This window comes from Priestia sp. TSO9 (genome assembly GCF_021029645.1).
Taxonomy (GTDB): Bacteria; Bacillota; Bacilli; order Bacillales; family Bacillaceae_H; genus Priestia; species Priestia megaterium_E.
Genome location: NZ_JAJEKD010000013.1, coordinates 556007 through 569639, shown reverse-complemented (window position 1 = coordinate 569639; position 13633 = coordinate 556007). Strand labels below are relative to the sequence as shown.

The 13633-nt window shown below is 37.1% G+C and carries 13 protein-coding genes; 3 read left to right on the top strand and 10 right to left on the bottom strand.

Translation table 11 applies throughout. From position 1 onward, the window contains the following. Positions 1-48 precede the first annotated feature (48 nt). Complete coding sequence (locus tag LJC66_RS11130) at positions 49-825, top strand: 3-hydroxybutyrate dehydrogenase (RefSeq protein ID WP_013056911.1); 777 nt, start codon at positions 49-51, stop codon at positions 823-825. 37 nt (positions 826-862) lie between these two features. Here LJC66_RS11130 and LJC66_RS11125 read toward each other — a convergent pair whose 3' ends face one another. The 8 genes from LJC66_RS11125 to LJC66_RS11085 all read right to left on the bottom strand — a co-directional run bounded on the left by LJC66_RS11125 (position 863) and on the right by LJC66_RS11085 (position 9692). Then, complete coding sequence (locus tag LJC66_RS11125) at positions 863-3274, bottom strand: S8 family serine peptidase (protein WP_308280727.1); 2412 nt, start codon at positions 3272-3274, stop codon at positions 863-865. Between the two features lie 741 nt (positions 3275-4015). Then, complete coding sequence (locus LJC66_RS11115; RefSeq protein WP_013056909.1) at positions 4016-4453, bottom strand: S1 domain-containing RNA-binding protein; 438 nt, start codon at positions 4451-4453, stop codon at positions 4016-4018. 181 nt (positions 4454-4634) lie between these two features. Next, the gene (gene nadE / locus LJC66_RS11110) at positions 4635-5456 is read right to left on the bottom strand and encodes an ammonia-dependent NAD(+) synthetase (protein ID WP_230932552.1); all 822 of its coding nucleotides are present in this window, start codon (positions 5454-5456) and stop codon (positions 4635-4637) included. Positions 5457-5490: 34 nt separating this feature from the next. Then, positions 5491-6171 (bottom strand): nicotinate (nicotinamide) nucleotide adenylyltransferase, encoded by a 681-nt coding sequence (gene nadD, locus LJC66_RS11105; RefSeq protein WP_098525103.1) that lies wholly within the window; start codon positions 6169-6171, stop codon positions 5491-5493. 15 nt (positions 6172-6186) lie between these two features. After that, positions 6187-7656: a nicotinate phosphoribosyltransferase gene (locus LJC66_RS11100; RefSeq protein ID WP_016763992.1), complete on the bottom strand. Its 1470-nt coding sequence runs from the start codon at positions 7654-7656 to the stop codon at positions 6187-6189. A gap of 23 nt (positions 7657-7679) precedes the next feature. Continuing rightward, positions 7680-8228, bottom strand: coding sequence for a cysteine hydrolase family protein (locus tag LJC66_RS11095; RefSeq protein WP_195694113.1), 549 nt, complete (start codon positions 8226-8228; stop codon positions 7680-7682). Between the two features lie 71 nt (positions 8229-8299). Then, positions 8300-9076, bottom strand: coding sequence for an NUDIX domain-containing protein (locus LJC66_RS11090; protein ID WP_043982236.1), 777 nt, complete (start codon positions 9074-9076; stop codon positions 8300-8302). Positions 9077-9296: 220 nt separating this feature from the next. Next, complete coding sequence (locus LJC66_RS11085; RefSeq protein WP_028408652.1) at positions 9297-9692, bottom strand: CDI toxin immunity protein; 396 nt, start codon at positions 9690-9692, stop codon at positions 9297-9299. Positions 9693-10022: 330 nt separating this feature from the next. Between LJC66_RS11085 and LJC66_RS11080 the strand changes: the two genes are divergently transcribed. Beyond that, positions 10023-11111 carry an FAD-dependent monooxygenase gene (locus LJC66_RS11080; RefSeq protein ID WP_230932551.1) on the top strand — a complete coding sequence of 363 codons (1089 nt, stop codon included), beginning with the start codon at positions 10023-10025 and terminating at the stop codon, positions 11109-11111. A gap of 88 nt (positions 11112-11199) precedes the next feature. On the opposite strand, the gene LJC66_RS11075 is transcribed toward LJC66_RS11080, so the two are convergent. Together LJC66_RS11075 and LJC66_RS27720 are read right to left on the bottom strand one after the other, a co-directional pair. After that, the gene (locus tag LJC66_RS11075; RefSeq protein WP_050688748.1) at positions 11200-11535 is read right to left on the bottom strand and encodes a helix-turn-helix domain-containing protein; all 336 of its coding nucleotides are present in this window, start codon (positions 11533-11535) and stop codon (positions 11200-11202) included. 182 nt (positions 11536-11717) lie between these two features. Further along, positions 11718-11843, bottom strand: coding sequence for an anti-repressor SinI family protein (locus tag LJC66_RS27720; RefSeq protein WP_075420012.1), 126 nt, complete (start codon positions 11841-11843; stop codon positions 11718-11720). Between the two features lie 232 nt (positions 11844-12075). On the opposite strand from LJC66_RS27720, the gene LJC66_RS11065 reads away from it, so the two are divergent. Continuing rightward, complete coding sequence (locus LJC66_RS11065; RefSeq protein WP_230932550.1) at positions 12076-13629, top strand: alpha/beta hydrolase; 1554 nt, start codon at positions 12076-12078, stop codon at positions 13627-13629. The last annotated feature ends 4 nt before the right edge of the window (positions 13630-13633 follow it).

Sequence of the window (13633 nt, the reverse complement as noted above, 5' to 3'; positions counted from 1 at the left end):
GGAAAAGTAAGCGATTTTATATCATCTACATATAAGGGGGAAAAAACGATGGTTGAAAACAAAATTGTGTTAATTACAGGTGCAGCTCAAGGTATTGGTTATCAAATTGGTGAGCGCTTTGCTGAAGACGGAGCGACTGTTGTCTTAACTGACTTGAATGAAGATGGAGTTAAGAAAGCAGCAGACAAATTGAAGACAAAAGGCTACGAAGCATTAGGCATTAAAGCAGATGTGACAAATGAAAGTGATATTGAACAAATGATTGCTCAAACGGTTGAAACATATGGCCGCCTTGATGTATTAATTAACAATGCTGGCATGCAATTTGTTTCCCCGCTCGAAGAATTTCCTACTGAAAAATTTGAACTTTTAACGAAAATTATGCTTGTTGCACCTTTTGTTGCGACTAAGCATGCGTTTCCTATTATGAAAAAGCAAAAATTCGGCCGCATTTTGAACATGTCTTCTATTAACGGATTGATTGGTTTCTCAGGAAAAGCGGCATACAACAGCGCTAAGCACGGCGTGATTGGCTTAACGAAAGTGGCTGCTCTTGAAGGTGCAGAGCACGGCATTACGGTAAATGCGATTTGCCCTGGTTATGTGGATACGCCGCTTGTTCAAAATCAATTAAAAGATTTGGCACGTACGCGAAATGTAGCGCTTGAAAAAGTACTAGAAGAAGTCATTTATCCTCTTGTTCCTCAAAAGCGCTTGCTTGCAGTTGATGAAATTGCAGATTATGCAATGTTTTTAGCAAGTGATTTAGCAAAAGGCGTAACCGGCCAAGCTGCGGTGATCGATGGTGGATATACGGCTCAATAAAAAAAGAGTGTCAGTTAGACTGGCACTCTTTTTTTATTTATTTAATTTCAAATTCTCCTAAAGAACCTGTCGTCTGACCTGCTTTTACTGCTTCTGCGTATAAATAATACGTTCCCGCTGGAAGAGCTTCACCATTAATCTTTCCGTCCCACGTTGCGCTAGAGAATCCTTTTTCTACATTCGTATACGAACTTAACAATTCCCCTTTTTCTAACGTTGCATCGTAAATGTAATAGCTAAGCTTCTCTGCTCCTCCTGGTAAATAACTCCCGTATTCAAATGAGCCATTTCCAAGTACATCTACATACGCAGAAGTAACGCGAGGATAATCCGGCTCTTTTACAAATAAGATGGTTGGAACATCGTACGTTTCTTTATTGTTACTTACGGTAATTGTCCCTTCGTAATAGCCAGGAGATAATTTCCCTGCATCTACTTTTACATTCAGATTTACTTTTTGCGTTTTCCCGGCATTAACCACTAAATCGTTTGTTGATTTAACGTCAATTGCCTGATGGCTTTTCTTAAATTTTACTTTGATCGAGTATTTTTGACTGTGATTTGATAGATTTTTAATCTTAAAGCTTTGTTTTTCTACTTGTTTCCCTTTATCTTTATAAAAAACACCGTACGAGTGACTTCCTGGTGTAATAAGGGTTTTTGCTTTAATTGCATCTACTACGCGCATGCTTCCTGCACCTTGCGTATTATGAGGATAAACCAGCCCGTTGCGGTCACGAAGCAGTTCCGTTGTATTCATTAAAGATGCTTTTACGTCTTCTACTTTATAGTTTGGATGCGCCTGTAAAATTAACGCTGCTGCTCCTGCTACGTGGGGTGCCGCCATACTTGTTCCTTGTTTGGACCCATATCCATGAGGGTTGCTTGGATCATTAGTTGGCACTGTGCTGATGATATCGACTCCCGGTGCCGAAATGTCCGGCTTAATCATCCATGTATCAACAACCGGTCCGCGCGATGAAAAGTCAGCCATTGTTTCATCGACTGTCTGATTAAACGTTGCACTAAAAGAGCCCGTAACCGATCCCTTTGCCAAAGAAGCAACCAAGGCTTGTCCATCAGCTTTTGATAGGCGAATACTTGGCAAAGATGTGCCTGGAATATCAGGGATTGTCCCTTCTACATTGTTGTAAATCACCGTTGCCACAGCGCCGGCTTTTTTCGCATTATCAACTTTATCTACAAACGCAATGTCACCGCGAGAAATAACCGCTACTTTTCCTTTTACATCTTTTCCTTCAAAGTCTTCTGGTTTTCCGAGTCCGACAGGTACAAATTCATACTTTTTACCGCTTGCATCCAGTAGCGCCTTGTCATTTGGAAAGCCCATTACTTCAGCTGAAGCATAGCTTGCGTTATCTACAGTTAATGTCGTTTTATACAAATTGTAAGGAAGCTGAGTTGCACCAACTGAAATAGCTTCACGAGACGTTCCCGGAGACCCTACTGTCCAGTTAGCTGGTCCACTGTTTCCATTTGACGTAACGGCAACTACTCCTTCTTCCATTGCCCAATCTAATGCAATACTTGTTGCCAAGTCCGGATTATTAATCGTATCTCCAAGCGACAGGTTCATTACATCCGCTCCGTCTTCTACCGCACGTTCAATACCGGCGATCACGTCTTCCGTTGTACCTGTTCCTCCTGGCCCTAGTACACGATAAGCAAGTAAATGAGCATCAGGAGCTACCCCTTTAATTTTCCCATCCGCTGCAATTGTTCCCGCTACGTGCGTTCCGTGCGTTGTTGCTTCGCCTTTTGGATCTCCATCAGGCGTTTCTTGAGGATTTTTGTCCTCATCTACAAAATCCCATCCTTTATACTTCTCAAACGCTGACTTTAAATCCGGGTGGTCGTAATCAACGCCTGTATCGATAACGGCTACGGTCATATTTTTACCTGTATATCCTGATTTCCACGCTTGATCTGCTCCTACATAGTAAATGCTTTTATCCATTTCAGAACCGTATTCTTCGGCGCTCACTTCTTTCGATTTCACTTCTGTTGTATGATATTCAACGCTTGGATAAATAGCTTTTACTCCCGGTAAACTTGCTACTTTTTCAAGGTCATTAGCCGGAAGTTCCGCTGAAAACCCAGAAAACACTTGGTCATATTCACGCTTTACTTTTGAAGTTTTAGAAGCTTTTGAAAGCTCTTTTTTCACTTCGTCACGCGCTTTTTTAATCTTTCCTTTACTTTGCGCTACTCCTTTTTTCTTTGCTTCCGCTACAGACTCTTCATTTAACTCCACAATCACTTTTACTTTTTTAGCCGACTTTAAGTTATAGTCTCCTTGAATTTTAACTAAAGACGGTTCAAGCGCTGGTTTTGAATTTCCGTTCGCAGATGCGCCCATTGCAAAAGAAGATAAAGCAACCGAAAATGCTACTGTACTTAATACAGACCGAATTGATACTTTTTTCATTGTTTTTTCCCTCTCCATTTCTCTCTATACTTCGTGCTACTATGTATGCCTTCATCCCCAGAACATACGCATCTTTTACTTAGCTAGTGAGCTAAAAACTAGAATAGTATGGAAGTTCTATATATTACTATAAAATCCTTGAGTCTATGGAATCATTTTATATATTCGTGCAAATTAAGCACTAATGCTCAAAAAATGAAGAATTTTGTCTGTTTCTCTTCTTTTTGTAACTTTTTTATTCCTAAAATTATGAAGAGATTAGATGAATATACAAGAATACTGACGAATTTCTGTTAATTTAGCTATTTTTATCAGGGACTCATCCCTACTTTTCCTTTGTTTACTTATAAGGTTTTTTTATTATTTTAAGAAAATTGTTCTTATAAGCGCTTTTTATTTTATTACTTGTTATTTAGAACATAGTTTAATTTAATATAAAATATCGCACTTAATTAAATGAAATTTTCAAAAATTAGGAATAATAAAATGAGATCTTGCAGATACTAACGTCAACGCTCGCACAAAGGGAGGCATGATTATGATAGATTTAAATTTCATCCTACTCATCCTTGATCTTCTCTCATCTCTTGTCACTATTGGCATCTACTTTACAACCAAGTAAGTACCTAACCTTCTCTTTACTCTTCTAGCACATGTACTTAAGCTATTACAAAAAAGAAGCAAGCCAATTTTTACTGGCTTGCTTCAGCTATATAATAAAGTAGTTAAAGTGGAAGGGATTTATCCGCGTCTTCCGCCTCTGCCACCTCGTTTTGATTCAGTGCTGCGTTTTAGTGTAGATAAATTATCTTCACTATCTTTTAAGAAACGCGCCATTTTTTGTTCGAAGTTTTCCTTTGGTTGGAAGTTGCTTTTAGAACGATTATCATTATTTCTTGCCTGACGTGGCGGGCGTTGTGAATAAGAAGATGAGGGTCTTTCAGGTTTATCTATTGCTTTTTTAATCGATAATCCAATTTTTCCGTCTTTCTCATTAACGACTTTCACTTCAATTTCTTGACCAACTTTAAGATGGTCATTAATGTCTTTTACATAGCTGTCAGCTACCTCACTAATATGTACAAGCCCAGTTTGACCTCCAGGTAATTCTACAAATGCTCCAAAATTAGTAATACCTGTTACTTTACCTTGTACCTTGCTACCTACTTCAACTGCCATAAAAAATGTTCCTCCTCAATAATATTAAAAGCACTTCATTATACCAAAGTGCGTAAGAATAACAAAGTGTGTATGAGAAAACAATTTGTTAAATTGCACTTTTTCCGCCTCTTTTTTGTTTTATGAAAGAAATCAGTCAAAATAATGCCCATATTAGATATACCTAATATGGGCATTTCTCTCATTTCCACCATTCATCAAACATGCTAGCCGGTAACTGACGTTTATGTTCCGTAATACGATAGCGCTGTTCAATTTTTTCAGCGGCTTCTTGTGATACTTCTTTTCCTTCCAGATAATCGTCTAGTTCATTATAAGAAATTCCTAGTTCCGTTTCATCAGATTGACCAGGACTATTATCTAATAAGTCAGCTGTTGGTACTTTTTCATACAATCGTTTATCTGCACCTAATTCTTTTAGCAATGCTTTTCCTTGACGTTTTGTTAGTCCCGTTAGAGGGAGCACGTCTGCTCCGCCATCCCCGTATTTTGTAAAAAAGCCTGTTACTGCTTCTGCTGCATGATCGGTTCCGATAACTAAAAGGCCGTTTTCTCCTCCGATTGCATACTGTACAATCATACGCGTACGTGCTTTGACATTTCCTTTATGAAAATCAGACAGCGCTATATCTGTCGCACCTGTAAACGAACTTTCAAATGCTTCTACCGTGTTTTTAATATTAAACGTATATGTTTCATTAGGTTTAATAAATTCTAGTGACGCCTTCGCATCCGCTTCATCATGCTGCGTGCCATGAGGCAAGCGAACGGCTACAAATTTTGCTTCATATTCTTCTTTTCGCAATTCGTCTACAGCAATCTGCGCTAATCGTCCAGCTAAGCTAGAGTCCTGCCCTCCGCTTATACCTAATACAAAGCCTTTTGTATTTGCTGACTTTAGGTAGGTTTTGAGAAAATCAACGCGGGCACGAATTTCCTGTGCTGGATCAATTTCAGATTTCACATGTAGCTCTTTTCTTATTTTTTCTTGCATGTCTGACATGACACATGCTCTCCTTCCATTATATGTAGATTTCTTACTGATACAATCCATGTTTTTTACTATAAAAATAACAGAGATCAGGCATTAAATATCTTGGTTCTCCACCCCGGGCAAATTCTTGACGAATATAAGTAGAGCTGATTTCCATCGCCAGCCCTTTATCAAGAAGCTGAAACCGGCCGTCGTCATAATTTCGAAGCAAAGGAGAACGGCTAATAGCTTTCAACATGTCTATTCCCTCTCTTGCCATGACGATAAACTGGTTTTTACTAATAAGTTCATCTGCTTTCTTCCACTTGCCTTCGCCAATATCTTGCAGTAAGTCCGCTCCCATAATAAAAAATAAGTCAGCGTGTGGAAGCAATTTTTTAAAGTGTTCCATAGTGTAGTATGTGTAATGATAGCCGGGCAATACGTCTAGCTCATACGTATCGAGCAAAAATTTTGGGTTATCTTTAATCGCCAAGCTAACCATATTTACACGGTGCTCATCCAACGTCTGGAGCTTTTTATCCGTTCGTTTGTGCGATGAAGGCAAAAAGATAATAGCATCTAACTTCTTTCGATGCGCAACCGTTGATGCCGTCCAAAGATGAACATTGGTAACCGGATCAAAAGAAGAACCATAAATCCCAATTTTCGCTCCTTTTTCTAAAAGCTTATCTATTTTTTTATCAGGGTTTAACTGTTGAAAATAAGCAAGCGTATCTGACATGTCTCCAGCTCCCTACTATTTTTTGTTTAGGGCTTCCGCTACTTTTTGTTTCACGTACGCAATTTGACGCGTTTTATTTTCCCAACATTTTTCGCTTAAATCTACTGGATATTCTTCAGGATTGCGCGTGCGCTTATATTCATCCCAAAGCAGCTCTAGATTATCTTTTACGTACTGCTGAATTTCCTGAAGCTCTTCTGTTTCATACACAAGCTCTCCGTTTACAAAGATATCATGATGGAGTTCTTTTGCCTCAAAATTCGTGACGAATTTACTGATAAACGTATGAACAGGATGGAACATTTTTAAACGTTCTTCGCTTTGAGGATCTTCGTCTTCCATCGTGATATAATCCCCTTCAGATTTTCCATTCAAATTATTAATAATACGATATACGCGCTTCAACCCTGGTGTACTTACTTTTTCAGGATTCGCGCTAATTTTAATCGTATCCATCATCTCGCCATTTTCTCCTTCAATAGAGACGAGTTTATACACTGCTCCAAGCGCCGGCTGATCATATGCAGTAATGAGCTTCGTACCAATTCCCCACATGTCTATTTGTGCACCTTGCGACTTTAAATGCATAATCGTATCTTCATCTAAATCGTTGGAAGCAACAATTTTTGTTTCTGTAAACCCTGCTTCATCTAACATTTGACGAGCTTTTTTAGACAAATATGTTAAATCGCCGCTGTCTAAGCGAATCGCTGTAAAATTAATTTTATCGCCTAATTCTTTTGCTACTTTAATGGCGTTGGGAACTCCTGATTTTAACGTATCGTACGTATCAACTAGAAACACGCAGTTTTTATGGCGACGAGCATATTTATGAAATGCAATATATTCGTCTTTATAAGCTTGCACCATCGCATGAGCATGCGTTCCTGCAACTGGAATTCCAAATTTCTTTCCTGCTCGCACGTTAGAAGTAGCACCAAATCCGCCAATATAAGCTGCTCTTGTTCCCCAAATAGCAGCGTCCATTTCTTGAGCGCGGCGTGTTCCAAATTCCATTGCCACTTGATCTCCTACTACATGTTTGATTCGAGCTGCTTTTGTCGCAATCAGCGTTTGGTAATTCACAATATTCAAAATAGCTGTTTCAACGAGCTGAGCTTCAATTAATGGTGCTTCTACACGTAAAATTGGTTCATTATGAAACACAAGCTCACCTTCACGCATACATCGAATCGTTCCAGTAAACGTAAGGTCTTTTAAGTAAGCTAAATAATCTTCTTTAAAACCTAATTCTTCATGCAAGTAAGTTAAATCTGATTCGCTAAATTTAAATGCTTTAATATATTCAATAATTCTTTCTAATCCAGCAAAAACAGCATAGCCATTCCCAAAAGGAAGTTTGCGGAAGAAAACTTCAAAAACAGCCTTCTTTTGATGAATATTATCTTCCCAGTACGTTTCTCCCATATTAATTTGATATAAATCGGTGTGTAGCATTACGCTGTCATCTGTAAACATATTCATTGATTTCCTCCACTTTTATGTCCTTAAATAATTTTTGCTCCGAGACAAGATTTAAAATGTTCAAGCGCCCACTCATGGCCTTTTTGATTAAAGCTTGCTACGGCTTTTTCATAGATATAAATAGCAAATCCTTTATTATAGGCATCTACTGCTGTATGAAGTACACAAATATCCGTACATACACCTGCTAAGTAGACATCGGTAATTTGTCTTTCTCGAAGTTTAATCTCCAGATCCGTTCCAGCAAATGCGCTGTATCTCGTTTTATTCATCCATTCTACATTTGCCTGTGATCGATACACATTATATAAATCATTTAACTTTCCGTATAGCTCTCTTCCTGCAGAGCCTTCAACATTATGAGGCGGAAACAGCGCTGATTCTGGATGCAAGGAATCATTTTCTTTATGAAAATCAATGGCGAACACCACATACTCGTTTTGCTCAATAAATTCACGCGTAATATCGCTTATGAATGTTTCAATGTATCGCCCTGGTTCTCCGCATGTCAAAGCTCCGTTTTCAGCTACAAAATCATTTGTATAATCGATGTTAATCAGTGCTTTTTTCATTATGTTTCCCCCTCATAATTGAAAATTAACAGTTAACATATTGTTAATTATTTAGATTGAAAGTTTTTCTTTTAATAGCGTGCTGTATAGATTGGCTTCATCACATTCATTTCAACAAACTGATAGAGCTTTGTTGGTTTTTTAGACGTTCTCGTCGTTGTTTTTCCGTCTACTTCTTCAATAAATGGCAGCATTCTTATTTTTCGTGCAAAGGCCTGATCACTTTTAATCGCTGCATCATCTGTTACGGTAAGCAGCACAGCCTGCAGCTCAGAATATGTAAACTGAGAAGGCAGAAATTTCTGGGCAATGGTCGTTTGCAATAAATCTTTCTTAATTTCCTTGATTGCATCTCGAATGATGATTTCATGATCAAAAGCTAAAGGCAATGAAAAGATTTCATCTATTTTAAATAATTCAACTCGAGCAGCATCATCATTCGCTTTTCGCTTTATTAGACTATCTTCTGGGACGATTGCATAATGTGCGTTTGTAATGACCCATCCTCTATCGTCCCTGCCAGGCTCATCATAGACACCATAGTGTTTTAAATGAATGTCCTTTACGCCCGTTTCTTCTTCGAGCTCTCTTTTAGCCGCTTCAAAAGCTGATTCATCAGGATGGACAAATCCGCCGGGAAGCGCCCACTTTCCTGCTTCGCTGTTCTTTTCTCCCTCTGCGTTCACCATTGCTCGTTGGATAAGCATTAATTTCAAACTCATTTTAGGTGGTTTGTATGGCTCTTTTTCTTCCGTCACAATCGTAAATACAGCAATATCTGACGTATAGCCATAGGGTTTAGGATATTCTTTTTTCGTTTGATTCGTCATTGCTTTATTGTTCGACATTCATCATTTCTCCTGATCGCTCTTTTTACAATTAACAATATGATTAATGTTAATTATATTTGTTTTATGGAAAATGTCAATACTTTTCCCACTAATTATAAAGAGAAGGTAATTTATATTGTAAATAACGTTATGTTTCGTATTTTTTAGATTTTATATGCATAAAAAGCTGAGTGAAGAAGTTCTAATTCCCCTCCTCCCTCAGCTTTTTTCCTTTTAATTAACGTGCTGCTAAACCAATCATCATTTTACCGTCTTTAAAATACTCAATGACATAGTCAACAGACGGACAGTAAATAAATGCTTCTTCTGTCAGATCAGCTGTTTGTTGAAAAAACAGTAAAGCCTGAGCTAAATCGACGCTTACAGCTTTAGTTGCTCGTTTCCAAAATAAAACAACCTGATGTTCTTTTATATTCATCTCTTGAAGCCATTTTTTGATTTCTTCAATATGCCGGGTGGACTTTTTAATTAATACTTTTCGCCAATTAATTTGCATGATTGTTAAAAAAGGAAAGGTGTTTGAAAGTTTTTCGAAGTAAATGCTTGTCTGCTTTTTCGTTAGCAAATCTGCACTGTTACCCAATGTTTGAATATAATGTTCTACTTTTGTCATAATCATCCTCCAGTCGAAATTGGAGTTTGCTAGAATTTCCAGAGACGATCTCTACTCTTCTTGCTAAAAATCCTGCAGCTTTCCAACCGTGCTTTTTCTCAACAATTTTGAAATTTTACTTTTTATACAAATTATTCAAAATAATTTGTGTATTTTAGTTTACCATAAAACTTAATCTTTGACTTTGAATATGTAAAACCTTATTTGTGTTTTGACCAAACAGCGAATTCCATCGAAGAAAAGCTATAAAAAAGTTGACATTCACATTTATAAAAGTTAATATACTTACGAAAAGTAACTTAATTGCATATAACAAACAAGGTGAAGAAAATGAACTATCAAACAGACGTGTGTATAATAGGAGCCGGACCAGGCGGTGCTCTACTAGCCTATCTACTGGCTAAACAAAATATATCAACTATACTTATAGAGAGCTCTAATACGCTTGGAAAAGAATTTCGAGGCGAACATTTAAATGAAGATGGAGAAAAGATTCTTAAGAAACATTATATATTTGAAGAGATTGAAAGCTTAGGCCTCCTTCGAATGTCTAGGGTTGAATACTGGAAGGATGGACATGTATTCAAAACGATAGAATCTGAACTTGGACATGCAGGAATTCATGTTCCACAGCAGCATCTCCTTCAGTCTATAAATAACCAAGCAAGCATCCATCCCTCCTACAAACTTATGCTGGGCACAAAAGTAACGGAGCTCATGCAGAATGAAAAAGGACAATATACTGGAATAAAAGCTCAGCAAAAAGGCCGGGGTGAAATAATAGTTGAAAGTAAAATCATTATTGGAGCAGATGGTCGATATTCAACTGTTCGCAAACTTGCGCACATAAAAAATAACATTCATAATCATGGATACGATTTGCTGTGGGCAAAAATTCCTGCACCAGCCAACTGGGAGCCTTCTATTAAACTTGCGCTTGTGAAACAGCAGCAGGTGGCGCTTTTTTCTCAAGCAAAAGGCTTTGTTCAAATCGGATGGAATATTGAAAAAGGCAGCTATCCTGCTCTTCGGAAACAATCGTTTAGACCGTTTATTCAGCGTTTAATAGACGCTTTCCCTAGCTTAAACCTTTCAATAGAAAGGTTTATTACGTCGTGGTCAGACTTTACGCTTCTTTCTGTGCAAAGCAGCATAAGCGAAGTATGGTCAAAGCATCACCTGTTATTATTAGGGGATGCTGCTCATACGATGACTCCTACTGGCGCTTTTGGATTAAACGAGTCATTAAAAGATGCTGACTTACTGTCTGACTTACTGCATCAAGTTTTTTATCAAAACAAAGAGATTTCAGAAACATTGAGACAGTTTGAACAGAAAAGAAAGCCTAAATTAATAACTCTTGAACGTATTCAGTTTCAGCGAGAAAAAGAATTCTCGTCCCATTTTATTTCTTCTTAAGCCTAAAAAAAGAGATTCCATAGATAAATGGAATCTCTTTTTTAGCAGTTATTCTATGTAAGTTCTCTTTTATGTATATTCCGCGAAGTTAATCTTGCTTTGCCCGCTGCCATTTTTGAAATTCTAGAAATTGTTTAAACTGCTCTTTGCTTATTCCTGACTCCGCTGCTTCTTTTGCTAACTCAAGCCACTCATTATCAATATCCAACGATTCAGATTTATCCATAGGCTCATGAATCAATCTATCAATACTCACGTTCAATGAGGTAGAAATTTTGTTTAGAAATTGAATAGATGGGTTGAGCTGAATTCCTCTTTCTACTGAAGATATGTACGATTTAGCAACACCCGCTCGGTTTGCAAGTTCTGTTAGCGATATTCCTTGTTTCGTTCTGAGATCTCGAATACGTTGGCCAATTGTCATTTTAATCACCCTTACTAATGCTTACTTATCGATAATAATACCATAATTTCACTTTACCGTGCATTATAAATAAACGTTCTTACTGTAAAGGGATGATTATACATCTAGTGGACATAGCTTGAGACTCGCTATAAAGGTTATCTATGCTTAGAGAATTCTTTATTTCCTTACTAGTGTATCGGCTAAGAATTTGAGCTAATACTTTGTAAAAACTGTCTAACTTCCTCGATGCTTATACCTGTTTGTTTTGCTTCCATTATAAGCATAACCCATTCTAAGTCTAACGTATTTTCGTCTTTAAAATTCATAATTCTCCTCCGTTCTTCTTTTTTCGAAGTTGATAACGTTTTCTTTTTTCTGTTTTTGGGCATTCTCCCTTATTTTTCACTATGGTTTTACAGTATAATGGATATTACTAGAACATTAGACATTTTTTAATTACTAAAAATCACCCATTTTTTTGAAATTTTTGTCTATTCTTATCATAATAATTTTACCGTTACACAAACGCTACAGTTAGACATTAGGAGGATTGTTTTTATGCCTTTTCTGCATACGGCGACAGAAAAAATTTACTATGAAGTTCATTCGCCCGTATTCACTGACAAGACAAAAACCATTGTGATGATTCATTCTGTTATCACTGATCATACGCTTTTTGATTCCATTACTGCGGAATTAACCCAACATTGCCGTGTTATTCAATACGATTTGAGAGAGATAGGAAACAGCTCCTCCTCTACAGGGGAGATATCGTTTGAGGGTCATATTGAAGATCTTTTCCACTTATTACATACGTTACATATAAAAAAATGTTACTTAGTTGGAGTCGGATTTGGAGGACAAATCGCTATTAAATTTGCTGCTCGCTATGAATTTCTTATTGAAGGACTTATACTATTGTCTCTTCCTTTTTATTCAGATAGCACCCTTCAAAAGATTAAGAGATGTTACAACGAAGAAAGTAAAAACCAAATACCGGTAGAAAAAATTTTCGAATTAGGCAAACTAGAGAGTCTGGAACCTATAAACATACAACAGGTAATTGAAAGACTTAAAAAAATGGATCCCAGTATATATTTCCGCTTTCTTAAACTATCTATTACAGACAATCTATTTCAAGAGTTGACTAGTATTTCACTTCCTGTACTCACTTTATCTGGCCAACATGATTTGCTGTTTTCATCTCAGTATCTGATTTCAAAGACGATGTTTTTAAAAAACTACAGTCATATGACCATACCCAACGCACATTCTTTATTTCTAGTAAAAGAAAAAACAGCTTTAATCAGAGAAATCATCATAGATTTTATTAAAAATAATACACAACAACTGCCTTCTTTAAAGAATGATCCTATGAAAATACTTAAGAACTGGGAAAGTGACACAGCTATAGATATACAAAAAGATTTTCATGCACATACACCCTCTCTTAAAGTAGATTTTTTGTACTCTTTTTCCGTCTATGTAAATGGCCAGCTTATTACAGAAGGCTGGAATAAGCGCTTTGCTCAAGAGATTTTACTCTATCTTATTTTTCACCATTCTATCAGCAGAGAACAGCTATGCGAAGCGCTGTGGCCCGAAATGCCTTTAAGCAACGCCAAAAAGAATCTACGCGTCTACTTGTCTCATTTAAAAAAGTTATTGAACGCAGAAAAGGGAGAGCCGGTTTTACTTGTTAACAGGCAGCTCATTTCTTTAAACGCCGATGTGTCAAGCGATGGATTAGACTTACTAACTGACCTTCAGTGGATTACCGAACAGTCTGATCCGGCGCTGAAATTCAAGGAAGCTGAACAGCGACTGCACCAATTGGTTCCTCATTATTTAACAACGATTTATGACGACTGGTTCCTTGATATCCGAGTGAAAATAGAAATTATTCTTCTTGACCTATTAATTTGGATGAAAGAATGGCTTTGTGAGAATGGAAAAGTTTCAAAAGCCGTATTTTTACTCATTAAATTTATTGATTTAGTAGAAGAAAAGGAATTCATTTATGATGAAATTGTCGATTGCTATATCAAGCTCGATAACAATGAAAAATCAGAATACTGGCTCGATCAAAAAATGCGGTATTTAGTTGAATAAAATG